The 24,066-nt window shown below is 67.2% G+C and carries 22 protein-coding genes; 6 read left to right on the top strand and 16 right to left on the bottom strand.

Annotation, left to right across the window (positions count from 1 at the left end; translation table 11 throughout):
• Positions 1 to 57: 57 nt before the first annotated feature.
• From AC1C2T_RS14520 to AC1C2T_RS14510, 3 genes are all read right to left on the bottom strand, one after another.
• Positions 58 to 261, bottom strand: a complete 204-nt coding sequence (locus AC1C2T_RS14520; protein WP_495385756.1) for a hypothetical protein — start codon at positions 259 to 261, stop codon at positions 58 to 60.
• A 147-nt stretch (positions 262 to 408) separates the two neighbouring features.
• The gene (rpsD, locus tag AC1C2T_RS14515) at positions 409 to 1,032 is read right to left on the bottom strand and encodes a 30S ribosomal protein S4 (protein WP_495360290.1); all 624 of its coding nucleotides are present in this window, start codon (positions 1,030 to 1,032) and stop codon (positions 409 to 411) included.
• A 215-nt stretch (positions 1,033 to 1,247) separates the two neighbouring features.
• Positions 1,248 to 2,702 (bottom strand): replication-associated recombination protein A, encoded by a 1,455-nt coding sequence (locus AC1C2T_RS14510; RefSeq protein WP_495385755.1) that lies wholly within the window; start codon positions 2,700 to 2,702, stop codon positions 1,248 to 1,250.
• Between the two features lie 175 nt (positions 2,703 to 2,877).
• Here AC1C2T_RS14510 and AC1C2T_RS14505 point away from each other — a divergent pair, with 175 nt between their 5' ends.
• The 3 genes from AC1C2T_RS14505 to AC1C2T_RS14495 all read left to right on the top strand — a co-directional run bounded on the left by AC1C2T_RS14505 (position 2,878) and on the right by AC1C2T_RS14495 (position 5,698).
• Positions 2,878 to 3,657 carry a peptidylprolyl isomerase gene (locus tag AC1C2T_RS14505; RefSeq protein ID WP_495360292.1) on the top strand — a complete coding sequence of 260 codons (780 nt, stop codon included), beginning with the start codon at positions 2,878 to 2,880 and terminating at the stop codon, positions 3,655 to 3,657.
• A gap of 88 nt (positions 3,658 to 3,745) precedes the next feature.
• Positions 3,746 to 4,978 (top strand): DUF349 domain-containing protein, encoded by a 1,233-nt coding sequence (locus tag AC1C2T_RS14500; RefSeq protein WP_495360293.1) that lies wholly within the window; start codon positions 3,746 to 3,748, stop codon positions 4,976 to 4,978.
• Positions 4,979 to 5,095: 117 nt separating this feature from the next.
• On the top strand, positions 5,096 to 5,698 hold the full coding sequence (locus AC1C2T_RS14495; protein ID WP_495385754.1) for a hypothetical protein: 603 nt from the start codon (positions 5,096 to 5,098) through the stop codon (positions 5,696 to 5,698).
• On the opposite strand, the gene AC1C2T_RS14490 is transcribed toward AC1C2T_RS14495, so the two are convergent.
• The 11 genes from AC1C2T_RS14490 to pdxS form a co-directional block, all read right to left on the bottom strand.
• Positions 5,685 to 7,937, bottom strand: coding sequence for a RelA/SpoT family protein (locus AC1C2T_RS14490; RefSeq protein WP_495360296.1), 2,253 nt, complete (start codon positions 7,935 to 7,937; stop codon positions 5,685 to 5,687). The two genes, AC1C2T_RS14495 and AC1C2T_RS14490, sit on opposite strands and share 14 nt — an antisense overlap.
• Before the next feature lie 75 nt (positions 7,938 to 8,012).
• Positions 8,013 to 9,032 carry a protein translocase subunit SecF gene (gene secF / locus AC1C2T_RS14485; protein ID WP_495385753.1) on the bottom strand — a complete coding sequence of 340 codons (1,020 nt, stop codon included), beginning with the start codon at positions 9,030 to 9,032 and terminating at the stop codon, positions 8,013 to 8,015.
• The gene (secD, locus tag AC1C2T_RS14480) at positions 9,032 to 10,774 is read right to left on the bottom strand and encodes a protein translocase subunit SecD (protein ID WP_495360298.1); all 1,743 of its coding nucleotides are present in this window, start codon (positions 10,772 to 10,774) and stop codon (positions 9,032 to 9,034) included. The genes secF and secD overlap by 1 nt, the downstream gene beginning before the upstream one ends.
• 62 nt (positions 10,775 to 10,836) lie before the next feature.
• Entirely contained in the window at positions 10,837 to 11,241 is a 405-nt protein-coding gene (yajC, locus tag AC1C2T_RS14475; RefSeq protein ID WP_495360299.1) for a preprotein translocase subunit YajC, read from the bottom strand.
• A 71-nt stretch (positions 11,242 to 11,312) separates the two neighbouring features.
• Positions 11,313 to 12,389, bottom strand: coding sequence for a Holliday junction branch migration DNA helicase RuvB (gene ruvB / locus AC1C2T_RS14470; RefSeq protein ID WP_495385752.1), 1,077 nt, complete (start codon positions 12,387 to 12,389; stop codon positions 11,313 to 11,315).
• Positions 12,386 to 13,003, bottom strand: a complete 618-nt coding sequence (ruvA, locus tag AC1C2T_RS14465; protein ID WP_495385751.1) for a Holliday junction branch migration protein RuvA — start codon at positions 13,001 to 13,003, stop codon at positions 12,386 to 12,388. Before ruvA ends, ruvB begins: the two co-directional genes overlap by 4 nt.
• Entirely contained in the window at positions 13,000 to 13,608 is a 609-nt protein-coding gene (ruvC, locus tag AC1C2T_RS14460) for a crossover junction endodeoxyribonuclease RuvC (RefSeq protein ID WP_495360302.1), read from the bottom strand. Before ruvC ends, ruvA begins: the two co-directional genes overlap by 4 nt.
• Before the next feature lie 9 nt (positions 13,609 to 13,617).
• A complete protein-coding gene (locus AC1C2T_RS14455; RefSeq protein ID WP_495385750.1) occupies positions 13,618 to 14,376 on the bottom strand; it encodes a YebC/PmpR family DNA-binding transcriptional regulator in 759 nt (252 codons plus the stop codon).
• A gap of 90 nt (positions 14,377 to 14,466) precedes the next feature.
• Positions 14,467 to 14,997, bottom strand: coding sequence for a DUF1697 domain-containing protein (locus tag AC1C2T_RS14450; protein ID WP_495385749.1), 531 nt, complete (start codon positions 14,995 to 14,997; stop codon positions 14,467 to 14,469).
• Entirely contained in the window at positions 14,994 to 15,638 is a 645-nt protein-coding gene (gene pdxT, locus AC1C2T_RS14445; RefSeq protein WP_495385748.1) for a pyridoxal 5'-phosphate synthase glutaminase subunit PdxT, read from the bottom strand. The genes AC1C2T_RS14450 and pdxT overlap by 4 nt, the downstream gene beginning before the upstream one ends.
• A gap of 1 nt (position 15,639) precedes the next feature.
• The gene (pdxS, locus tag AC1C2T_RS14440) at positions 15,640 to 16,530 is read right to left on the bottom strand and encodes a pyridoxal 5'-phosphate synthase lyase subunit PdxS (protein ID WP_495385747.1); all 891 of its coding nucleotides are present in this window, start codon (positions 16,528 to 16,530) and stop codon (positions 15,640 to 15,642) included.
• A 143-nt stretch (positions 16,531 to 16,673) separates the two neighbouring features.
• On the opposite strand from pdxS, the gene AC1C2T_RS14435 reads away from it, so the two are divergent.
• Entirely contained in the window at positions 16,674 to 18,038 is a 1,365-nt protein-coding gene (locus AC1C2T_RS14435) for an aminotransferase class I/II-fold pyridoxal phosphate-dependent enzyme (protein ID WP_495360831.1), read from the top strand.
• A 7-nt stretch (positions 18,039 to 18,045) separates the two neighbouring features.
• Positions 18,046 to 18,897: a pyridoxal kinase PdxY gene (pdxY, locus tag AC1C2T_RS14430; protein WP_495360307.1), complete on the top strand. Its 852-nt coding sequence runs from the start codon at positions 18,046 to 18,048 to the stop codon at positions 18,895 to 18,897.
• Between the two features lie 127 nt (positions 18,898 to 19,024).
• Here pdxY and AC1C2T_RS14425 read toward each other — a convergent pair whose 3' ends face one another.
• Both AC1C2T_RS14425 and thrS read right to left on the bottom strand, forming a co-directional pair.
• A complete protein-coding gene (locus tag AC1C2T_RS14425) occupies positions 19,025 to 19,597 on the bottom strand; it encodes an HIT family protein (protein WP_495360308.1) in 573 nt (190 codons plus the stop codon).
• The gene (gene thrS, locus AC1C2T_RS14420; RefSeq protein WP_495385746.1) at positions 19,594 to 21,585 is read right to left on the bottom strand and encodes a threonine--tRNA ligase; all 1,992 of its coding nucleotides are present in this window, start codon (positions 21,583 to 21,585) and stop codon (positions 19,594 to 19,596) included. Before thrS ends, AC1C2T_RS14425 begins: the two co-directional genes overlap by 4 nt.
• Positions 21,586 to 21,910: 325 nt before the next feature.
• Here thrS and AC1C2T_RS14415 point away from each other — a divergent pair, with 325 nt between their 5' ends.
• A complete protein-coding gene (locus AC1C2T_RS14415; RefSeq protein ID WP_495385745.1) occupies positions 21,911 to 23,989 on the top strand; it encodes a glycosyl hydrolase family 28-related protein in 2,079 nt (692 codons plus the stop codon).
• Positions 23,990 to 24,066: the final 77 nt, after the last annotated feature.

Here is a 24,066-nt window from a genome sequence, read left to right as displayed (position 1 = left end):
GTCAGCGTCGGCTTCGTCAGCGTCGGCTTCGTCAGCGTCGGCTTCGTCAGCGTCGGCTCAGAGCGACGCGGGCGCTTCGCCCTGCTCGGCGCGGATCTCCGCGTCACGTGCGTGGTAGCCCTCTGCGATCGCGTGGCCGAAGGCGCGGGCCTTCGCGTCCACCGTGGAGAAGAAGTCCTGCCCCTGCTTGGTCTTGTTGACCTGGTGCGCGACGGCGAATCCGGCCGCGACGCCGACGGTGAACCACAGAATGCTCTTCACGAGGTGTTCCTGCTCCCTGATCGATATATCGCCGACGCGGTGGGCTCGGCACGCCTCGAACCAGTGTAGTGGCCGGGCACGAGCCCCCGCCGAGTACGCGACAGGGGCCGCGGGAAACCCCGCGACCCCTGTCGGAACTGCTCTGCGTCAGCGAGCGGCGTAGTACTCCACGACCAGCTGCACGTCGCAGGTCACGGGGACCTCGACGCGCTTCGGACGACGGAGGAGCTTCACCTGGAGCTTGTCGAGCTCGACCTCGAGGTAGCCCGGAAGCTTGGGGAGCACGTCGACGTGACCGCCGGCGGCCGCCACCTGGAAGGGCTCGGTGCCTTCGCTGCGCACCTTGACGTGCACGAGCTGGCCCGGCTTCACGCGGAACGAGGGACGGTCGACGAGCTGGCCGTCGACGAGGATGTGACGGTGCACGACGAACTGGCGGGCCTGCGAGATGGTGCGGGCGAAACCGGCGCGCAGCACGATGGCGTCGAGACGCATCTCGAGCAGCTCGACCAGGTTCTCACCGGTCAGGCCGTCGGTGCGACGGGCCTCGTTGAACGCGATGCGCAGCTGCTTCTCGCGGATGCCGTACTGGGCGCGCAGGCGCTGCTTCTCGCGCAGACGCACGGCGTAGTCGCTGTCCTGCTTGCGCTTGGTGCGGCCGTGCTCGCCGGGAGCGTACGGACGCTTCTCCATGTAGCGGGCGGCCTTCGGGGTGAGGGCGACGCCGAGCGCACGGGAGAGGCGGGTCTTGCTACGTGACTGGTTCGACACGAATGTCCTTTCGGAAGAATCTCAAGTGAATTTCACGGCGCGATCATGCGCCGAAAATCTGTGTCAGAGGGATTCGCCAAGGGTGCATCGGCTACAGATCGCACCCATTCGCCGGTGATCCTCTCGCAGCCGCGCTCGAGAATCAGGCTTCAGGCCAAGGGAGATAATACCACGGAGCCAGGCACGGCCCAACACGCCGTGAGGCGCGATCGGCGTCAGCCCTCGCCCCGCACGATGCGACGCAGCTTCGCGAGTCGCGCCGATACCTCGCGCTCGTTGCCGTGCTCGGTCGGCTCGTAGTAAACGGCGCCGCGCAGCGAGTCGGGCAGGTACTGTTGCTCGACAACGCCGATCTCGTCGTTGTGCGGGTAGCGGTAGCCCTTGCCATGCCCGAGCCGTTTGGCACCCGGGTAGTGCGCATCGCGCAGGTGCTTCGGCACACGGCCCGCCTTGCCCTCGCGCACGTCGGCGATCGCCTGGTTGATACCGAGGTAAGCGGCATTCGACTTCGGGGCGGTCGCGAGATGCACCACGGCCTGTGCGAGGGGGATGCGGCCCTCGGGCATGCCGATGAGCTGCACGGCGTCTGCCGCAGCCACCGCGACGCCGAGCGCGCTCGGGTCGGCGAGCCCGATGTCTTCGGAGGCGAGCACGATGATGCGTCTGGCGATGAACCGTGGATCTTCGCCGGCCTCGATCATGCGCGCGAGATAGTGCAGCGAGGCGTCGACGTCGCTGCCTCGCACCGACTTGATGAACGCGCTGATGACGTCGTAGTGCTCGTCGCCGTTGCGGTCGTACCGCAGCAGTGCGCGATCGACGGCGCGGGCCACGATCTCGGTGGTGATCACGGGCGTGGCGGATGCCGCGGCATCCGCTTCACCGTCGCTCTCGTCTGCGTCGGCGCCCGCGGCTTCGCCATCGCCATCGCCATCGCCATCGCCATCGCCATCGGCGAGTTCGGCGGTCGCGGTCTCTGCAGCCGGAACCGACTGGGTCGCGGCGACCGCTGCCGCTTCGAGCGCGGTGAGGGCGCGCCGCGCGTCGCCCGAGGCGAGCCGGATGATGACGGCCCGCGCCTCGGCGTCGAGCACCACCCGGCCGCCGAGCCCGCGTGGATCGGAGACCGCGCGGTCGACGAGCACGCCGAGGTCGTCGTCGGTGAGGAGTTCGAGGGTCAGTAGGAGCGACCGCGACAAGAGCGGGGAGATCACCGAGAACGACGGGTTCTCGGTCGTCGCGGCGACGAGGATGACCCAGCCGTTTTCGACACCCGGTAACAGGGCGTCTTGCTGCGCCTTCGTGAAGCGGTGGATCTCATCGAGGAAGAGCACCGTCGACAGGCCGTAGAGGTCGCGGCTGGCATGTGCCTCTTCCATCACCTGGCGTACGTCGCGCACGCCGGCACTGACCGCGGAGAGTTCGATGAACTTGCGGCCGGAAGACCGGGCGATCGCCTGCGCGAGCGTCGTCTTGCCCGTGCCGGGCGGCCCCCAGAGGATTACGGAGACCGAACCCGACTCCCCCGTGCGGTCGCCCGCGAGCGCCACGAGCGGAGAGCCTGGGGTCAGCAGATGCTTCTGCCCCGCGACCTCGTCGAGACTCGTGGGGCGCATCCGCACCGCGAGAGGGGTCGCGCCGGAGCGCAACCCCGGGCCGGAATCCACCATGGGATCCAGAGTAGTCGCGGCATCCGACACCGGATCCCGGCCCGACGCCACGCCACGGGTGCCGCGCACCGACCCCGCGAGCGCCGGGGATCACGACCTCGAACGGAGCGGCGATTGGTATGCGCACCGGCGCTTGCGTAGAGTCGGCACGCAGGAGTCCCGAGAAGGAGCATGCGTGGCATCGAACGATCGGCTGGCGCGCGAAGAGCGAGCGCGCCTTCGCACCTATCAGGCACGCCAGGAAGTCCACACGCGAAAGCAGCGCCGCCGCACGCGCGACAACGTCATCGCGGTGCTCGCGCTCGTGGTCGTGCTGGCTCTCGCCATCGGGGCTCAGCTCTTCTACTTCAGTGGCGGGCCGGGTACTCCCGAGCCTGTCGCGTCCGAGACGCCGACCCCGAGCGCCACGCCCGCGGCCGGTGAGAATCAGGGCGACGTGCCCTCCGCCGATATCGCCGAAGGCCGCACGTGGGCCGGCACGTTGACCCTCAACGAGATCCCCCTCGGCATCGAGCTCGGCGGTGCAGCCGCGCCGCAGGCCGTGTCGAGCGAGATCAGTCTCATCCAGGCGGGGTTCTACACCGGCACGAGCTGCCATCGACTCACGACCGCCGGCATCTGGGTGCTGCAATGCGGCGACCCGGCCGGCGACGGTACCGGCGGCCCTGGCTACAGCTACGGCCCCGTCGAGAACGCGCCTGCCGACGCGCTCTACCCGGCCGGCACGATCGCGATGGCGCGTAGCGCCGACCAGTACAGCCACGGCAGCCAGTTCTTCATCGTGTACGAAGACACGACGCTACCCGGCGACACCGGCGGCTACACGGTCGTCGGCCACGTCACGAGCGGTCTCGAAGAACTCCGGGCCGGCATCATCGATGCCGGCACCGCCGACGGTGCAGAGGACGGTGCCCCAGCGGTGCCGACCACGATCACCTCGTTCACCATCCAGTGACGGCCGGCCCCGCCATTCGGCGGTGCAATAGGCTTGATGCCGTCATCGCCGCCTCCGGGCGGCATCCGACCTACGACAGGGTGAGCCCGTGACCGATTCAGAGCAGCAACCGTGGGGCCGCGTCGACGCGACGGGCACCGTCTTCGTGCGCACGATCGACGGCGAACGCGCCGTCGGGCAGTATCCCGACGGCTCGGCTGAAGAGGCACTGGCCTACTTCGAGCGCAAGTACGCCGATCTCGCCGGTCAAGTGGGTCTGCTCGAGCAGCGTGTTCGGGGCGGTGCACCGGCAGCCGACGTCGCGAAAGCCGTCGCCACTCTCCGGTCCTCGGTGTCCAGCGCCAACGCGGTCGGCGACCTCGAGTCGCTCGCCCGTCGACTCGAAGCACTGTCGGGCACGACGAAGGAGCTGACCGAGCAGCAGCAGGCCGAGACGAAGGCCGCGGTCGCCGAGGCCATCACCGAGCGCACCGCGATCGTCGAAGCCGCCGAGGTGCTCGCCGCCGGCGACCCGGCGAAGACGCAGTGGAAGCAGGCGACCGCAGAACTCGAAGAGCTGTTCTCCCGCTGGCAGCGTCACCAGCAAGACGGCCCTCGGCTGCCCAAGACCGAGGCCAACGAGCTCTGGAAGCGGTTCCGCGCCGCACGTTCCACGATCGAGACGCACCGCAAGGCGTTCTTCGCCGAACTCGACGCCGCGCACCGCGACGTGCGCACCCGCAAGCAGGCGCTGATCGAACGTGCCGAGGCGCTCGCGCCCCGCGGCGCCGACGCCGTGGGCGACTACCGCAACCTGCTCGATGAGTGGAAACTGGCCGGCCGCGCCGGCAAGAAGCTCGATGACGCGCTCTGGGCGAAGTTCAAGGCCGCAGGCGACGTGCTCTTCCATGCCAAGGCCGAGATCGACGCACAGGAGGACGAAAGCTACCGCGCCAACCTCGACGAGAAGCTCGTGCTTCTCACCGAGGCCGAGCCCCTGCTCGCCGAGAAGGACCCGAAGCAGGCTCGCGCCGGCCTCAACAAGATCCAGCGCAAGTGGGACGAGATCGGCAAGGTTCCGCGCGATCAGGTGCGGGTCGTCGAAGACCGACTGCGCAAGGTCGAGAACCACGTGAAGTCGCTCGAGGAGGAGCGCTGGCAGCGCGAAGACCCCGAGAAGAAGGCCCGCTCCGAGGGCATGCTCGGGCAGCTGAACGACGCCATCGAGAAGCTCGAGGCCGAGCTCGCCGCAGCAGAGGCTTCGGGCGACGCGCAGGCTGCGGCATCCGCTCGCGAGGCGCTCGAGGCGCGTCGAGCCTGGCTGAAGGCCGTCGGCGGCTGAGATTCGTCGGCGGCTGTCGCTGACCCCACCCGTCCTCGACCGTCAGCCGTCGTTGCCATTGTCCACAGATGACGCGCAGCCATGCGATTTCGGGCACGGATGCTGCAGCATGAGGTCATGGCCAAGCTTCCGACGGTGCTCAGCACCGACGATCTCCCGCTCGCCGAACTCTACGCTGCACGCATCGACGGCGAGCTGATCGCGATCGACGAGGTCTGGGCACCAATCGACGAGCCCGATCTGCCGTCGCTTCGCGCTTCGGCCGTGGCGTTGCGTGCGCCGCGCGCCCTCGTGATCGAGCGCTACTCAGCGGCCTGGGTGCACGGTGCGTTGCCCGCTCCCCCGGCGCTCGCCCAGTTCTGCGTTCCGCGCACCTCGCGCATCGCGGTGATCTCGGCTCAACGCCTCGTCGTGCGAGAGGTGGTGCTCGCCGAGGCCGACATCGTGGAGTTCCCGCGTGCGCGATGTACCTCCGTCGTTCGCACGGCGTTCGACCTGTTGCGGGAGCCTGGCCGCGACGACCTCCGACCCGAGCAGGTCGTCGCGGAGCTCTGTGCCACCCGCGCCTGGCTCGTCGGCGAGCTCCGCGGCAGGTTCGCCGCGGCGAACCGACTGCCCCATCGCGCGCTCGCGCTCGAACGGCTCGATCGCATCGGCATGAGGCTTCGCGCCATGGGCGACGCCGGTGGCACCGCCGCTTCGTCCGTCAGCCGTCGCTGACGCGATAGACGTCGTACACCGCGTCGATGCGACGTACCGCGTTCAGTACGCGGTCGAGGTGGGTCGTGTCGCCCATCTCGAAGACGAACCGGCTGAGCGCGAGCCGATTGGTGGAGGTCGACACGTTCGCCGAGAGAATATTGACGTGATGCTCCGAGAGCACTCTCGTCACGTCGGAGAGCAGTCCTGCTCGATCGAGAGCCTCGATCTGAATCTGCACGAGGAAGACGCTCTTCGAGCTCGGCGCCCACTCGACCTCGATCATGCGCTCGGGCTCTTGCATGAGCGATTGCACATTGTGGCAACTCGCCTGGTGCACCGAGACACCCGCGCCTCGGGTGACGAACCCGACGATCTCGTCGCCTGGCACGGGCGTGCAGCATCGCGCGAGCTTGACGAGGATGTCAGGCGCTCCTCGCACGAGCACCCCTGAATCCGATTGCCGAGGCAACGGCCTCGACCGCACGGGCATCGGCAGATCGGGCTCGTCGCCTCCGTCGACGTCGCGTACGAGCGCGACGACCTTCTCCAGCACCGACTGGGTCGAGACGTGGCCCTCGCCGACCGCTGCGTACAGCGATGACACGTCGTCATAGCGCAGTTGGGCTGCGACTTCGGCGAAGGACTCCTGGCTCATGAGCTTCTGCAGCGGCAGGTTCTGCTTGCGCATGGCACGTGCGATCGAATCGCGGCCCTGCTCGATCGCCTCGTCGCGGCGCTCCTTGGTGAACCACTGCCGGATCTTGTTGCGTGCGCGGGGGCTCTTCACAAAGCCGAGCCAGTCTTTGCTGGGGCCCGAATCGGGGTTCTTCGAGGTGAACACCTCGACCACGTCGCCGCTCGACAACTCGCTCTCGAGCGGCACGAGCCGCCCGTTGACCTTGGCGCCCATCGTGCGGTGGCCGACCTCGGTGTGCACCGCGTACGCGAAGTCGACCGGGGTCGCTCCGGCGGGCAAGCCGATCACCCGCCCCTTGGGGGTGAAGACGTAGACCTCTTTGGCCCCGATCTCGAATCGGAGGGAGTCGAGGAATTCGCCAGGATCGGCGGTCTCCGCCTGCCAATCGGAGATATGCGCGAGCCAGGCCATATCGGTGTCGTTCTGGCCGGACTTCTCTGCTGTACGGCTCCCCGCCATGCGCTCCTTGTACTTCCAGTGCGCGGCGACACCGTACTCGGCGCGCTGGTGCATGTCGTGGGTGCGGATCTGGATCTCGACCGCGCGGCCATTCGGGCCGATGACCGTCGTGTGCAGCGACTGGTACAGGTTGAACTTGGGGGTGGCGATGTAGTCCTTGAACCGGCCGGGCAGTGGCGTCCACCGGGCATGAATGGCACCCAGCACTGCATAGCAGTCACGCACTGAGTTCACGAGCACTCGAATGCCGACGAGGTCGTAGATCTCGTCGAAGTCACGACCGTGCACGATCATCTTCTGATAGATCGAGTAGTACTGCTTCGGTCGGCCGACGACCTTGCCCCGGATCTTCCCGGTCTTCAGGTCTTCGGTGACGAGATCGATGACGTTCTGCACGAACTCTTCACGCTGCGGCGTGCGCTGCTTGACGAGACTCTCGATCTCGGCATAGAGCTTCGGATAGAGCACGGCGAAGGAGAGGTCTTCGAGCTCCCACTTGATCGCCTGGATACCGAGTCGGTGCGCGAGCGGTGCGTAGATCTCGAGGGTCTCAGTCGCCTTGCGCGCAGCTGACGCGGCCGGGACGAAGCCCCACGTGCGCGCGTTGTGAAGCCGATCGGCGAGTTTGATGATGAGCACCCGGATGTCTTTCGACATCGCGACGATCATCTTGCGAACGGTCTCAGCCTGCGTCGAGTCGCCGTATTTGACCTTGTCGAGCTTCGTGACGCCGTCGACGAGCATCGCGATCTCGTCGCCGAAGTCGGCCCGCACCTGGTCGAGGGTGTACGCGGTGTCTTCGACGGTGTCGTGCAGCAGCGCTGCGGCGACGGTCTTCGAACCGATGCCGAGGTCGGCGAGGATCTGCGCCACCGCGATCGGGTGCGTGATGTACGGCTCACCGCTTTTGCGCTTCTGACCCTCGTGTGCGCGTTCAGCGACCGTGTACGCGCGCTCGATGAGCGACAGATCGGCCTTCGGGTGGTGCATGCGCACCGTGCGCATGAGCGTGTCGACGGCACCCGAAGGCTGTGCCTTCGAGAAGATGCGGGGTACCAGACGGCGCAGCGATGCCGTCGAGTTGACACCCGTCTCCGTCATCGATCACCTCCGGAACTCAATTATCGCCGCTCCGGAGGCCTCGACATGCCATATAGCGCACGCCGAACGCGAACATCATGCAGTGGGCAGTGCCTCTGCCCCGCTCGAGACGGATGCCGCGCGCTCACGTTCCTTCAGCACCTTCTGGTCGTGACGGTGAATCACCGGTTCTCCTTCGCGGAGCTGCGAGTACAGCGGAGCCGCGACGAAGACCGTCGACCACGTGCCGACGAGGATGCCGATCAGGAGCGCCAGCGAGATGTCGCGCAGTGTGTCAGCGCCCAGGACGCCCGCACCGATGAAGAGGATCGCCGCGACCGGGAGCGCAGCCACGATGCTCGTGTTGATCGAGCGCACGAGCGTCTGGTTGACCGCGAGGTTCACGGACTCCGCGAACGTGCGGCGAGACTCCTGACCGTCTTCGGCGGTGTTCTCGCGGACCTTGTCGAAGACCACGACGGTGTCGTAGAGGGAGTAGCTGAGGATCGTCAGGATGCCGATCGTCGCGGCCGGGCTGATCTCGAAGCCAACCGCGGCGTAGATGCCCACGGTCACGACGAGGTCGCCGATCAGCGCGAGGATCGCCGCGAGCGACATCTTCCAGGTGCGGAAGTACAGCGCCATGATGATGCCCGCGAGCAGGAGGAAGGCGACGAGGCCGACGAGCGCCTGACGAGTGACGTCCGCACCCCAGCTGGGTCCGATGAACGAGGAGGTGACCTCGGACTCGGGAACGTCGTAGGCCTCGGCGAGAGCACCGGTCACGTCCTGCGAATCCGCTTGGTCGAGCTGGTCGGTCTGCACACGCACACCGGTGCCGCCGACGATCGCGACGTGCACCTCAGCGTCGGGAACGACGGAGTGCACCGCCTCGATGGCGGGCTCAGCCGTAGCGTTCTCGACCTCTGTGATCTGGAACTGGGATCCGCCGCGGAACTCGATGCTGAAGTTGACGCCGGTGAGGAGCGGCACGACGATCGACAGCAGGATCAGGATGCCGGCGATCGTGTACCACTTCTTGCGGCCTCCGACGAAGTTGAAGGAGCGCTTGCCGGTGTAGAGGTCGTTACCGAAGGTCGTGAGACGGTTCGCCATCAGGACTCCTTCCCTTCGTCGGACGAATCGGAGGCGCCGACTGCTGCAGATGCCTTCCGTTCGGCGATCGTCTGACGGCGCTGCGCTTCTTTGGCGCTTGCCGCGGTCTTCTTCGCCGGCTGTCCGACGGGCTTGCGGAACTCGGCACGACCGCGGTACACGGCTCCAAGTGCGTTCGGGTCGAGGCCCGACCAGGAGTTGCCGCTGGAGAAGAAACGGGTCTGCGCGAGCAGCTGCAGCATCGGGTGCGTGAAGAGGATGACCACGACGACGTCGATGATCGTGGTGAGTCCGAGTGTGTACGCGAAGCCCTTGACGCTGCCGACGGCGAGCACGAAGAGTACGACGGCTGCGAGTAGATTGGTGGCCTTCGACGCGAGCACGGTTCGGAATGCGCGCTTCCAACCCGTCTCGACCGCACCGATGAGTGGCCTGCCGTCGCGGAGTTCGTCTCGAACGCGTTCGAAGTAGATGATGAACGAGTCGGCGGTGAAGCCGATCGAGACGATGAGGCCCGCGATGCCGGCAAGCGACAGGCGGTAGCCCTCACGCCACGACAGGATCGTGATCATCAGGTAGGTGATGATGCCCACGATCACGAGCGAGGCGATGGTAACCGACGCGAGGGCGCGGTACTGGAAGATCGTGTAGATCACGACGAGGATGAGGCCGATGAGGCCGGCGATCAGGCCGGACTGCAGCTGCGACGTGCCGAGGGTCGGAGAGATCGTGTCGGAGGACTGCACCGTGAAGCTCAGAGGCAGCGCGCCGAACTTCAACTGGTCGGCCAGCGATTTCGACGACTCCTGGTCGAAGCTGCCCGTGATCTGCGGCTTGCCATCGGTGATCGCGCCGTTCATCGAGGGCGCAGTGAGCACAGCACCGTCGAGCACGAACGCGAACTGGTCGCGCGGCGTCTGGCCCTGAAGGCCGTACAGGCGGGTGCTGACCGCGGCGAAGTCTTCAGTGCCCTGTTCGTCGAAGACGATGTTCACGGCCCACTGGCCGGTCGACGCGCCGGTCGAGGTCTGCACCATGCCGTTGGTGGCGTCGACGATGTTTTCGCCGCTGGCCTCCACAGGGCCGAGCAGGTACTTCGCCGTGCGATTCACATCGCAGGTGACCAGCGGTTCATCGGCAGGTGCGACGTTCGTCGACGCCTCGTCGAGCTGGGAGCAATCGAAGTCGTCGAACTGCTGCTGCAGCGCCGGCGTGATCCACGAGGGATCGCTGCCGTCGGTGGGCTCAGCGGTCGGAGTCGACTCGAGCTCTTCGGCGGGCGCTTCAGTCGGCGACGGGCTCGCGCTGGGATCGGCCGCGGTCGTGGTCGCCGCGTCGGCGAGAAGCACAGCTCGGAGCTCGAGCTTCGCCGAAGCTTGGATACGGGCACGGGTCTGGTCGTCGAGTTCGCCCGGAATGCGGACGACGACGTTGTCGCCCTCGGTGTTGATCTCCGCCTCGGCCACACCGGACGCGTCGACGCGCTGACGGATGATGGAGACGGCCTGATCGAGCTGTTCCTGCGAGACGTCAGCGCCGGTCTCGACCTTCGGCGCCAGAATGATCTGCGTGCCGCCCTCGAGGTCGAGCGCCAGCTTCGGCGCCCACGATCCGTCACCCCAGATGACACCGGCGGCGTTGATGCCGAACAGCAGCGCGATGATGACGCCCAGCCAGGTGAGGGATCGCCATGCCTTGCGCACGGGGGTCGGCCGGGATGACCGCTTCGATTGTGCAGCCACGTGCTCCGCTTTCTCTGCAGGAGCCCGCGCGACAGCGCGCGGGCCCAGCCTCGGGGTGAGTCTTAGTCGTCCGACTTCTTGGTGTCGGGCGTCTCGTCGGTCGTGTCGCCGGGAGTCGCGTCGGGTGCGGAGTCGGCGAGACGCTCTCCGAACTCGGGCTCGCCGTCGACGGGTGCCGCGGTCTCATCGACATCGTCGGCCTTGGGCTCGACGACGCGGGCGATCGTCTGGCGGTGCACGGTGAGGATCGTGCCGGGCGAGGTCTCGAGCAGCACCTGGTTCTCTTCTTCGTCCATCGAGAGAATGGTGCCGAAGACGCCGAAGTTGGTCATCACCTTTGCGCCCACCTGCACCTTCGACTGCAATTTCTCCGCGTCGGCCTTGCGCTTGCGCGAGTTACGGAACATGAAGAAGATGAGCACCGCCAGGACGGCGAGCATGATGATGGTGAACGGATCGAACGTCATGAGAGGGAGGTACCTTCCGGAGTGCGGTGTGCGCACGAAGTCATCGGTGCTGAGGGGTCAGCCTCAAAGGATTATAGGTCATCGATGGGAAGGGCCGTTGCCGCGTCGGGCGCGCTTGCGGCGAGACCGAAGTGGCGCCAGGCCGCCGGGGTCGCGACGCGGCCCCTCGGCGTGCGGGTGATGAGACCGATGCGTACAAGGAACGGCTCGACCACGGCCTCGATGGTCTCGGACTCTTCGCCGATCGAAACGGCGAGCGTGTTCAACCCCACAGGACCGCCCCCGAACCTCGTGAGGATCATCTCCATGACGGCCCGGTCGAGCCGATCGAGGCCCAACGGGTCGACGTCGTAGAGCTCGAGCGCGGCCCGCACCGACGTGATATCGGCTCGCACAGCGCCGCGCCGCCCTGAGCTTGTCGAAGGGTGCACGAGCGCATAGTCGCGCACCCGCCGCAGCAGTCGATTGGCGATGCGCGGAGTGCCGCGACAACGGCCGGCGATCTCGGCGAGCGCTTCGTGGTCGACGTCGAGGCCCAACAGGGCGCCCGCACGTGAAAGCACCTGCTCGAGTTCGGCTTCGTCGTAGAACTCGAGATGCGCGGTGAACCCGAACCGGTCGCGGAGCGGGTTCGGCAGGAGACCGGCGCGGGTTGTGGCGCCTACGAGCGTGAACGGAGACAGGTCGAGTGGCACCGAAGTCGCCCCGGCGCCTTTGCCGACCATGATGTCGATGCGGAAGTCTTCCATCGCGAGGTAGAGCATCTCTTCGGCCGAGCGAGCCATGCGGTGGATCTCGTCGATGAACAGCACCTCGCCGGGCACGAGGGAGCTCAGAACGGCCGCGAGGTCGCCCGCGTGCTGGATCGCCGGGCCGCTCGACATGCGCAACGGCCGGCCACTCTCATGAGCGACGATCATCGCAAGTGTCGTCTTGCCGAGCCCCGGCGGGCCGGCTAGCAGGATGTGATCGGGCGTGCGCTGCTGCAGCGTGGCAGCCGTGAGCAGGAGCTGCAGCTGGCCGCGCACCCTGGTCTGGCCGACGAACTCGCCGAGGCTCTTCGGGCGCAGCGCCCCCTCGAACGCGAGTTCGGCCTCTGAGGCGAGCACGGGGTCGGTCAGGTCGAGGTCGCCGTTCGCGTCGCTCATCGTGCCCGGCCCGCCTGCTGTGCGGGCCCGAGACGGGCGAGCGTGAGCCGAAGCAGGGTCGGCACCGAGGCGGCCTCGATGTCGGATGCCTCGGCGATCGTCTCATCGACGGCCTCGGCCGCCACGCGTTCCGACCAACCGAGGCCCGTGAGCGCCGCGAGCACGCTGTCGGCCGCACCGCGTGCCACGATGGTCGGCCGTGCGGGAGTCGCCGGTGCGACGAGCTTGCCCGAGAGCGAGACGTTGATGAGCTTCGCGGTCTTGGGGCCGATGCCGCTCACCTTGCGGAAGACGGCATCGTCGTCGCGCTGCACGGCCTCGGCGATCTGGCCCGGCGACAGCGCAGAGAGCACGCCGAGCGCGGACTTCGGGCCCACCCCGGTGACGCCGATCAAGAGGTCGAAGACGTCGAGCTCATCGCGTGTGGCGAAGCCGAAGAGCGTCAGCGAGTCTTCGCGCACCACCAGGGTGGTGTGTACCGACGCCTCGTGCCCTTCTCTCGTCGAGAGGGCGAACGCAGGGGTCGTGTTGACGTGCAGGCCCACGCCGCCGACCTCGATCACGACCGAACCACCGGCTGCAGTGAGCACACGGCCACGAAGAGAGGAGATCACCGCTTCAGCCTACGGGCCGCCCCCGACACGGCAGCGGAGCGTTCAGCGGCGAGCCACGCTCGCTGCGCCGGAGTCAGCGCCGAGTCGTCGACGGTCGCGTCGGCACCGTCGCGCACGGCGGCGCCCGCGACTCCCCCGGTGCGCCAGGCGTGGCAGATCGCGAGGGCGAGCGCGTCCGCGGCATCCGCAGGTTTCGGCACCTCGTCGAGGCCGAGGATTCGGGCCACCATAGCGCCGACCTGCTTCTTGTCGGCTCGTCCGTAGCCCGTGATCGCCGCCTTGACCTCGCTCGGCGTGTGCAGGGTGACCGGGAGCGCTCGACGAGCGGCGATCAGCATGGCGACGCCAGAGATCTGGGCCGTGCCCATGATCGTCGAGACGTCGCTGCGCGCGAAGACTCGCTCGAGCGCGACGGCCTGCGGCCGATGCTCCTCGATGATCGCCTCGAGTCCTTCGGCGATGCGCACGAGCCGGCGCGGCGTGTCGAGGTCAGCCGGCGACCGCAACACCACGACGTCGACGAGGCGCGCCGTGCGGTTCGGATCGACGTCGACCACACCCACGCCGCACCGCGTGAGCCCCGGGTCGATGCCGAGCACGCGCACGGCGATCGGCTACTCCGCCTCGAGCTCGGCCTGCACCTCTGGGGTGAGGTCGAGGTTGCTGTAGATGTTCTGCACGTCGTCGCTGTCTTCGAGCGCGTCGATGAGCCGGAACACCTTGCGGGCGGTCTCGGCATCGACCTCGACCTTGATCGACGGCACGAACGCGGCATCCGCCGAGTCGTAGTCGATGCCGGCCTCTTGCAACGCACTACGCGCCGCGACCATGTCGGACGCCTCGGTGATGACCTCGAAGGTCTCCCCCTCGTCGGTGACCTCTTCGGCACCGGCGTCGAGCACCGCGCCGAGCACGTCGTCTTCGGTGAGGCCATCGGCCTTGCCGACGACGATGAGGCCCTTGCGTGCGAAGTTGTAGGCGACCGAACCGGGGTCGGCCATCGTGCCGCCGTTGCGGGTCATCAATGTGCGCACTTCGGCGGCCGCACGGTTCTTGTTGTCGGTGAGGCACTCGATGAGCAGCGCAACACCGTGGGGGCCGTAACCCTCGTACATGATCGTCGTGTACTCGATCGACTCACCCGTGAGTCCGGCGCCGCGCTTGACGGCGCGATCGATGTTGTCGTTCGGGACGGAGGTCTTCTTCGCCTTCTGCACGGCGTCGACGAGCGTGGGGTTGCCAGACATATCGGCGCCGCCCATCTTCGCGGCGACCTCGATGTTCTTGATGAGCTTCGCGAACGACTTCGCACGGCGCGAATCGATGATCGCCTTCTTGTGCTTGGTCGTCGCCCACTTGGAATGCCCGGACATGCGTCTCCTGAATCGAATCCTCGCGCGCGACTGCGAGCCGCGCCCAGCCATTCTAAGACAGCGAGGGAGCTTCCTGAGATTGTCGAAGGATCAGCCGAGCAGCTTCACGAGCGTGCGCAGATTGCGGTTCGTCGTCGTGGGCTTGAAGCGCGTCTTCGCCGTGAGCTTCGCGAACGCGCTGTCGACGCCGCGCTCACGGCGGTTGTGCCAGTAGATCACGCCGTCTCCCGGCGCGATCACGTCGTCGGCGGCATCGAGGTCATCGCCGGCTGCGACGAGCTGGTCGAGGTGCTCGGCATCCGAGCCGAAGAGCACGTACGGATGCCACCCCTCGCGCGTCGCATCGAAAGGGAACGCCGCGACGATCCGCTCGAGTCGCTCCCGGCTGATGAGCACGATCCAGGCTTCGTACCCGAAACGGTCTCCGAGCGCCTGCTCGATCCGCCTCTTCAGGGCATCGGATGTCGCGGCATCCGTCGTCTCGAATGCGACGTTGCCACTCGCGAGAACTGTGCGCACTCCCCCGAAGCCGAGACGCTCGAAGAGTTCGCGCAACGCCGCCGACTTCACCGTGATGCCGCCGACGTTCACTCCGCGGAGGAGCGCGATGTACCCGGTCATTCCCCTACCGTACGAGCCGTGACCTTGCCGAGGAAGTACTCGTGGAAGCGGTACTCCCCCGTGATCTCGGGATGGAAGCTCGTGCCGAGCAGGTTGCCCTGTTCGACGGCGACCACGCGGCCGTCGGCGAGTGTCGCAAGCGGCGTCGCCGCATCGCCGACCGACTCGACGACGGGCCCGCGGATGAAGACCGCGTGCACCGGCTCTTCGCCGAGCACGGGGATGTCGAGGTCGGTCTCGAACGACTGGTTCTGCGAACCGAAGGCGTTGCGGCGCACGACCACGTCGAGACCACCGAGCGACTCCTGCCCGGCGATCGCGTCGAGCACGGTGTCGGCGAGCATGATGAGGCCGGCGCAGGTTCCGTAGACCGGCATGCCCGCAGCGATCGCGGCCTGCAGCGGCTCGTGCAGCCCGAAGGTGCGGGCGAGCTTGTCCATCACGCTCGACTCGCCGCCCGGGATCACGAGGCCTTCGATCGTTTCGAGTTCCTCCGGGCGCCGCACGAGCGACACATCGGCGCCGAGTTTCGCGAGCACGTGCGCGTGCTCGCGGAAGTCGCCCTGGAGGGCGAGCACACCGACGCGGGGCGCGGCCGAAGCCGGTCGCCCCGCGTCGAGCGATTCACTCCGGAGGTTCAAGTCACCAGCCGCGCTCGGCGAGCCGGTGCGGGGCAGCCAGGTCGGCGACGTTGATGCCGACCATGGCCTCGCCGAGTCCGCGCGAGACCTCGGCGACGACCGACGGGTCATCGTAGAAGGTGGTCGCCTTGACGACGGCAGCCGCACGCGCCTCGGGGTTGCCCGATTTGAAGATGCCCGAGCCCACAAAGACGCCGTCGGCACCGAGCTGCATCATCATCGCGGCATCCGCGGGGGTGGCCACGCCGCCCGCCACGAAGAGCACGACCGGGAGCTTGCCGGTCTCGGCGACCTCGAGCACGAGCTCATAGGGGGCCTGCAGTTCTTTCGCGGCGACGTAGATCTCGTCGCGCGACATCGACTTCAGCTGGTTGATCTGGGAGGAGATCTTGCGAATGTGCTTGGTCGCCTCCGAGACGTCGCCCGTTCCGGCCTCGCCCTTCGAGCGGATCATCGCGGCACCCTCGTTGATGCGGCGCAGCGCCTCGCCGAGGTCCGTCGCCCCGCAGACGAAGGGAGTGTTGAACGCCCACTTGTCGATGTGGTTGACATAGTCGGCCGGCGAGAGCACCTCGGACTCGTCGATGTAGTCAACGTCGAGCGCCTGCAGCACCTGCGCCTCGACGAAGTGGCCGATGCGGGCCTTCGCCATGACGGGGATCGACACTTCGGCGATGATGGCGTCGATCAGGTCGGGGTCGCTCATGCGGGCGACGCCGCCCTGAGAACGGATGTCGGCGGGCACGCGCTCGAGCGCCATGACGGCGACGGCGCCCGCGTCTTCGGCGATACGCGCCTGCGCGGCCGTGACGACGTCCATGATGACGCCGCCTTTCAGCATCTCGGCGAGGCCGCGCTTGACGCGGCTCGATCCCGTCTCGGATATGGTCACAGGGGAATCCTCTCGGACGAGCGCGCGCTTCGTCGCGCATCAGAACTCGGACGTGCGCGGCACGTTGTCGGCATCAGAACAGATCAACATAACTATTGTCCTAGGCCAAAAGATAGCATGGTCGCAGACGTGAAGAAGGGCGGATTGCGATCATCGACATCGAGGGCCGTTCTGCGGCGGAGATCGCCGACAGCCTGCGCACGCTCATCGAGCGCGGCGCACTCCGCCCGGGCGACGCGCTCCCGCCGGTGCGGGCGCTCGCGGAGCGTCTCGGCGTCAACCGGAACACCGCCGTGTCCGCCTACCGGCAGCTGACGAACGCGGGCGTCGTCATCACCTTGGGCCGCGGCGGAACGCGCGTGGCAGGCGCGTCGACCGTCGCCCAGGAGGGATTCGCCGCCGACACGGCACTCCGCGACATCGGCACCGGCAATCCGGATCCCGGGCGAATCCCTGACCTCTCCCGCGCGCTCGCGAGCACCGCCCGTCGCCCAGTGCTGTACGGCGAACCCGTCATCGATCCCGAGCTGGCACGATGGGCACACGCGTGGATGAGCGGAGATCTGCCAGCTGCAACGTCGATGCGCATCACGGTGACGAGCGGCGCCGCCGATGCCGTCGAACGCCTGCTCGCTCAGGCGCTCACCCGCGACGACGCCGTGGCCCTCGAAGACCCGTGCTTCCTCACGAGCATCCATACGGTCCGCGTCGCCGGCTACCGCCCCGTCCCAGTGCCGATCGATGACGAAGGCATGACGGTCGCCGGTCTCCGGGCCGCACTCGAGCAGGGGGTCCGTGCGGTCATCTGCACACCGCGCGCGCAGAACCCCACCGGGGCGAGCCTCACCGAGCGGCGCGCGGCCGAACTGCGCGCGGTGCTCCGGGACCATCCATACGTCCTCGTCATCGAGGACGACCACTACTCGCTGCTCTCGCAGGTGCCCTTCCACTCGCTCATCAGTGCCGAGCACCGCCGCTGGGCGCTCGTGCGCTCTGTATCGAAGTTCCTCGGACCGGACATGTGCCTCGCCGTCACGGCGTCCGATCCCGAGACCGCCGACCGGCTCGCCGTGCGGCTGACCCCGGGCACGACGTGGGTGAGTCACCTGCTGCAGAGACTCGTGCACGCGCTCGCGACCGACCCCGACGTCGCGACGGGCATCCGGGCGGCCGGCGAACACTACGCGGCTCGAAACGCCGCGTTCGCCGAGTCGCTCACGGCGGAGGGGATCCTGACGCGGCCCGGCGACGGCCTCAACGTCTGGGTTCCGCTCGACGCGCCGGCGCGCGCCGTGTCCGAACAGCTCATGCGGCGCGGATGGCTCGCCCGACCGGGCGACGAGTTCGCGCTCGGTGACAACGCACCCTCCGAACGCCTGCGCCTCACCGTCCACGACCTCGACGATGCCGACCAGCGAAAACTGGCGGCCGACCTCGGCGCTTCCGTCCGTACGGCGAGCGAGCAGGCAAGGTTCGCAGGAGGAACGCGGGCCCCGGAGATGCGATGATCGATCGGTGAAGATTCTCTCGATCCAGTCCGCGGTCGCCTACGGTCACGTCGGCAATTCCGCCGCCGTCTTCCCCCTTCAGCGCATCGGCATCGAGGTGCTGCCGGTTTACACGGTCAACTTCTCGAACCACACCGGTTACGGTGCCTGGCGCGGACCGATGATCAGCCCCGACGAGGTGCGCGAGGTCATCACGGGCATCGAGGAACGAGGGGCGTTCCCGCAGATCGACGTGGTGCTCTCGGGCTACCAGGGCGGCGAGGGCATCGCCGACGTCATCCTCGACGCGGTCGCTCGGGTCAAGGCCGTCAATCCCGACGCCGTCTACGCTTGCGACCCGGTCATGGGCAATGCGAAATCCGGATGCTTCGTGGCCCCCGCCATCCCGATCCTGCTGCGCGAGCGCGTAGTGCCTGCAGCCGACATCATCACGCCCAACCAGTTCGAGCTGGGCTTCCTCACGGAGACCGAACCCGACACGCTCGAGTCGACCCTGGCGTCGGTCGACCTCGTGCGCGCCACCGGACCGCGCACCGTGCTCGTGACGAGCGTGGAGCGTCCCGATCGCGAAGACGGCACGATCGAGATGCTCGCAGTCGACGACACAGGCGCCTGGATCGTGCAGACCCCGCTCCTGCCGATGAAGGCGAACGGCTCCGGCGACGTCACCGCGGCGCTCTTCACGGCGCACTACCGACGCACAGGCGATGCAGCAGACGCGCTCGCACGTGCCACATCGAGCGTCTTCGACCTGCTCTCACTCACCCATACCTCGGGCGAACGAGAGCTGCAGCTCGTGGAGGCGCAGGAGGCCTACGCCAACCCCCGCTTGCAGTTCACTGTGCGCCAGGTGCGCTGACCCTCCAACGCCGGTCGAGTAGCGTCGTCACGAAGTCTCGATACGGCGCTGGCGCGCCTACTCGACCTACGGAGCGCCCGCCGGTCGAGTTGCGACGAAGGAGCGTATCGAGACCCCCAGACCGCACCTACTCCACCGACGCGGGCCACGCTTCCGCGATTTCCTGACGCACCTCGCCGAGGAGTCGGGGCAGCGCCTTCGTGCCGGCGATGATCGGGAAGAAGTTCGAGTCGAGGGCCCAGCGCGGCACGATGTGCTGATGCAGGTGCTCGGCGATGCCGGCACCGGCGATGCGGCCCTGGTTCATGCCGATGTTGAAGCCGTCGCACTTCGACACCTGCTTCACGACCCGCATCGCGATCTGCGTCAGTTCGCCGATCTCGGCGACCTCTTCGAGCGTCGCCTCGTCGTACGTCGCGACATGCCGATAGGGGCATACCAGCAGGTGTCCGCTGTTGTACGGGTAGAGGTTCAGCAGCACATAGGCGTGCGTGCCGCGTGCGACGATGAGCGACTGCTCGTCGCTCATCTCGGGAGCGCGGCAGAACGGGCACGTGTGCTCGTCGGGCTGCTGGCCGTGCTGGATGTAGACCAGCCGATGCGGCGTCCAGAGCCGTTGGAACGCATCGGGCACGCCGGCGAGGTCTGCCGCGTCATCCGTCGGCACGCCCTCGAACTCGTCGGGCTGGTACGCACTCATGCGAACAGGTCGTCGCGCGTGATGACCTGGCGACGCTCCTCGATCACCTGCTGGATGCGCTCGACCGCCTCGGCGATCGCGACGCCGTTCTCCTGGGTGCCGTCGCGGAAGCGGAAGCTCACGGTCTCGACCGAGCGGTCGCTCTCGCCTGCGATGAGCTGGAGCGGCACCTTCTGAGTCGTGTGCGTGCGAATCTTCTTCTGCATGCGGTCGTCGCTCACGTCGAGCTCGGCGCGCACGCCGGCGCCCTTCAGCTGCTCGATGATCGCGCCGAGATAGGGCGCGAATTCGTCGGCGACCGGGATGCCCACGACCTGCACGGGTGCGAGCCAGACCGGGAATGCACCGGCGTAGTGCTCGAGGAGAATGGCGAAGAAGCGCTCGATCGAACCGAACAGTGCCCGGTGGATCATGATGGGGCGCTTCTTCTGCCCGTCGCGGTCGGTGAACTCGAGTTCGAAGCGCTCGGGCAGGTTGGGGTCGACCTGCACGGTCGAGAGCTGCCAGGTGCGGCCGATCGCATCTCGCGTCTTGAGGTCGATCTTCGGCCCGTAGAACGCGGCTTCACCGGGCATCTCGGTGAGCTTGAGCCCACTCGCGCGGGCGACATTGCGGAGCGCGTTCGTGGAGTACTCCCAGAACTCGTCCGAGCCGATCCACTTGTCTTTCTCGTCGTCGCGCATCGACAACTCGAGTTCGAAATCATCGAGGCCGAAGTCGCGCAGCATCGAGATGACGAATGCGATGACCTTGGTGGTCTCCTCCTCGAGCTGGTCGGGGGTGACGAAGAGGTGCGAGTCGTCTTGCGTGAAGCCGCGCACTCGAGTGAGTCCGTGCAGCGCCCCTGAGAGCTCGTTCCGGTAGACGGTGCCATTCTCGGCGAGTCGCATCGGCAGGTCGCGGTAGCTGCGCCCGCGCTCCTTGTAGATGAGGATGTGCATTGGGCAGTTCATGGGCTTCAGGTAGTAGTCCTGGCCCTGCTTCGTCACGTTGCCCTCGGCGTCGCGCTCCTCGTCCATGCGGATGGGCGGGAACATGCCCTCCTTGTAGGTGACGAGGTGGTTCGACTGGAGGAAGAGGTCTTCCTTCGAGATGTGCGGGGTGTACACGTAGGTGTAGCCGCCCTCGATGTGGCGACGGCGTGCGTGCTGCTCCATCTCCATGCGCACGACTCCGCCGCGCGGGTGCCACACCGAGAGACCGGAACCGATCTCCTCCGGGAAGCTGAAGAGGTCGAGTTCACGCCCGAGCTTGCGGTGGTCGCGACGTGCGGCCTCCTCGAGTCGGTGCTGGTAGGCGCGCAGCTCGTCTTTCGTCGCCCACGCGGTGCCGTAGATGCGCTGCAGTTGCGGGTTCTTCTCGGAGCCTCGCCAGTACGCGGCCGCGAGGCGCGTGAGCGCCCAGCCGTTGCCGATCATGCGGGTGTTCGGCAGGTGGGGCCCGCGGCAGAGGTCTTTCCAGACGGTCTCACCGGTCTTCGGGTCGACGTTGTCGTAGATCGTGAGCTCGCCGCCGCCGACCTCGACGGACTCGTTGTCATCAGTGCTGGTTGAGCCTGTCGAAACCCCGCCCTTCAGGCCGATGAGTTCGAGCTTGTAGGGCTCGTCGGCGAGCTCGGCGCGGGCCTCGTCATCGGTGACGACGCGGCGCATGAAGCGCTGGCCGGCACGGATGATGCGCGACATCTCTTTGTCGAGCGACTTGAGGTCTTCGGGGGTGAACGCCTCTGCGACGTCGAAATCGTAGTAGAACCCATCGGCGATGGGAGGCCCGATGCCGAGCTTGGCCTCTGGGTTCACGGTCTGCACCGCTTGGGCGAGCACGTGGGCGGCCGAGTGCCGCAGAATACTGAGCCCGTCAGGCGAGTCGATCGTGACGGGTTCGACAGCATCCGCGTCGGTGACCGTCGTGGCGAGGTCCTTGAGCTCGCCGTTGACGCGCATCGCGACAACGGATCGGTCGGTGAAGAGCTCGAAGCCGTCGGCCACCTGGTCCACTCCTTGCAGTAGGAAAACGAATCCTTCAACTGTAGTCGGCGCACCAAGGCCGCTCGGCACTTCGGCGGTGGCCCTGAACCGTTGTCGGGCGACGATTTCACGCTCTTGCGCGATCCACGCAAGTCCGTGTCAAGAGTCGACTGAACTTCCACCTTCTTTCGACCGTTTCCGCAAGAACTCGACTTTTCCGTGATGTTCCCTCACATCCCCTTGTGACGGGGTGCGCTCGCGCCGTACAGTCGGCACACTCGGCGAGCGCAGATGGCCCATCGAGGTGTCCGATGGCGTGCACCCACCACGAGGAGACGAGTCGACGATGACGCGTATGACGAGCCCCATTCCACTGCCACCACGTGTTCCACTGCCACGACGTGCGCCACGACCGGCCCGCGTCGCAGCGCTCGCCGCAGCCGGGGCGTTGACGCTCGGCGCGATCGCGGGCGCTCCGCTTTCCGCGGGTGCGACACCCGGCACGGCGCCGCCTCCCGTCGTCACTCGTGCTGCACTCGACCCCGCCCTCGTCGAGGGGCGAGGGGCATCCGTCGCGTTCCTCGAGCAGGAGGCCGAGTTCTCGGTGCATACCGGCACCGTCATCGGCCCCGACCGAAGTGCGTACATACTGTCCGCCGAGGCCTCGGGCCGGAGCGCGGTACAGCTCGCGCCGGGCCAGTACGTCGAGTTCACGCTCCCGGCGGCAGCGAACGCCCTCACCGTGCGCTACAGCATCCCGGATGCGCCGAACGGCGGCGGCTTCGAGGCCCCCCTCGACATCACCGTCAACGGCAAGCACAAGCGCACCATGACGCTCACGTCCGAGTTCGCCTGGCTCTACAACCAGTACCCGTTCACGAACGACCCGAATGCCGGCCTCCTCCACCCCGACTGGTGGATCACCGAGTGCACTTGCGTTCCCGGTGACGGGTACGAGGTCGCGAAGCCGTTCCGCCCGATGCACTTCTACGATGAGCAGCGGATGCTCCTCGGCAAGTCCTCCCGCGCGGGCGACGTCATCCGGCTCACAGCGCCGGCGGGCACGAATGCCGCTTCGACCACGATCGACCTCATCGACACCGAGCAGATCGATCGGCCGCATGTCCGGCTGAAGGCCGCGAACGTACTCCTGTTCGGTGCAGACCCGTTCGGTCGTCGCGATTCGGCGAAGGCGTTCGATCGTGCGATCGCATTCGCGCAGCGGCACGACCTGCCCGTCTACGTGCCGCCGGGCAGGTTCCGGGTCGATCGGCACATCATCGTCGACGACGTGACGATCGAGGGCGCGGGCAGTTGGTACACGACCATCACGGGCGAGCAGGTGGCGCTCGACGAGCCCGCACCCGATGGCTCCGTGCACACCGGCGTCGGCTTCTACGGCAAGGATGCCTCGGCGGGCGGCAGCTCCAATGTGCACCTCTCGGGCTTCACGATCGAAGGTGATGTGCGCGAACGCATCGACACCGACCAGGTGAACGGCGTCGGCGGCGCGATGAGCGACTCGACGATCGAAGGGCTGTACATCCGGCACACGAAGGTCGGCATGTGGTTCGACGGTCCGATGGACGCCCTGACCGTGAAGGACAACATCATCGTCGACCAGATCGCCGACGCCCTGAACTTCCACGGCGGTGTGACGAACTCGACCGTCTCGAACAACTTCATCCGCAACACGGGCGACGACGGGCTCGCGATGTGGTCGGAGCACACCGCGAACGCGAACAACACGTTCGACCGGAACACGGTGCAGACCCCGACCCTCGCCAACGGCATCGCGATCTACGGCGGCACCGACAACACCGTGTCGAGCAACCTCATCGCCGATCCGATCCGGGAGGGCAGCGGCATCCACGTCGGGTCCAGATTCGGTGCCGAGGCATTCACCGATCACCTCTGGATCACCGACAACACCACGGTTCGCGCGGGCACCTACGAGCTGAACTGGAACATCGGGCTCGGTTCCATCTGGCTCTACGCGCTCGATCAGTCGATCGACGCCGACATCCAGGTCGTCGGCAATCACTTCCTCGACAGCACGTACAACGCGATCATGCTCGTGGCCGACTGGCCGGTGAAGGACCTCTACGGCATCACAGATGTCCATTTCGCCGACACGCTGGTCGACGGCACCGGAACGTCGGTGCTGAGTGCGCGCGTCGCAGGTTCCGCCAGCTTCGAGAACGTCGATGCGCGCAACGTGGGGGCGGTCGGGGTGAACAATTGCGGTTCGTTCAACTTCCCGCCCACAGGCTCCGAGTTCTCGATCGTCGACCTCGGCGGCAACGACTCGAGCGGCGTGAACACCACCGGGCCATGGCTCGCCCCGTGGGAGCTGCCCAACACCATCACGTGTGATGATCGCCCTGCGGTGGTCGCGCCGCAGGCACCGTCGCCGTGGTGGTGAGTGCACCTGATCGCCGATCGGGTTGCTTCGGTGTTCGCACTGAGGCGCACACCTCGATGGCGATACTAGAGTTTTGC

It is taken from the genome of Agromyces sp. Y558, from assembly GCF_059445415.1.
Note: the sequence above shows the minus strand (reverse complement) of the source record. Positions and strands in the feature narration are given on the sequence as shown.

Excerpts from the sequence above, each read along its gene's own strand:
- yajC (WP_495360299.1), bottom strand. The coding sequence starts at position 11,241 with ATGACGTTCGATCCGTTCACCATCATCATGCTCGCCGTCCTGGCGGTG.
- AC1C2T_RS14495 (WP_495385754.1), top strand. The coding sequence starts at position 5,096 with ATGGCCAAGCTTCCGACGGTGCTCAGCACCGACGATCTCCCGCTCGCC.
- secF (WP_495385753.1), bottom strand. The coding sequence starts at position 9,032 with ATGGCGAACCGTCTCACGACCTTCGGTAACGACCTCTACACCGGCAAG.
- AC1C2T_RS14490 (WP_495360296.1), bottom strand. The coding sequence starts at position 7,937 with ATGACGGAGACGGGTGTCAACTCGACGGCATCGCTGCGCCGTCTGGTA.
- ruvB (WP_495385752.1), bottom strand. The coding sequence starts at position 12,389 with ATGAGCGACGCGAACGGCGACCTCGACCTGACCGACCCCGTGCTCGCC.
- AC1C2T_RS14510 (WP_495385755.1), bottom strand. The coding sequence starts at position 2,702 with ATGGTGGATTCCGGCCCGGGGTTGCGCTCCGGCGCGACCCCTCTCGCG.
- AC1C2T_RS14455 (WP_495385750.1), bottom strand. The coding sequence starts at position 14,376 with ATGTCCGGGCATTCCAAGTGGGCGACGACCAAGCACAAGAAGGCGATC.
- AC1C2T_RS14415 (WP_495385745.1), top strand. The coding sequence starts at position 21,911 with ATGACGCGTATGACGAGCCCCATTCCACTGCCACCACGTGTTCCACTG.
- AC1C2T_RS14450 (WP_495385749.1), bottom strand. The coding sequence starts at position 14,997 with ATGACCGGGTACATCGCGCTCCTCCGCGGAGTGAACGTCGGCGGCATC.
- AC1C2T_RS14425 (WP_495360308.1), bottom strand. The coding sequence starts at position 19,597 with ATGAGTGCGTACCAGCCCGACGAGTTCGAGGGCGTGCCGACGGATGAC.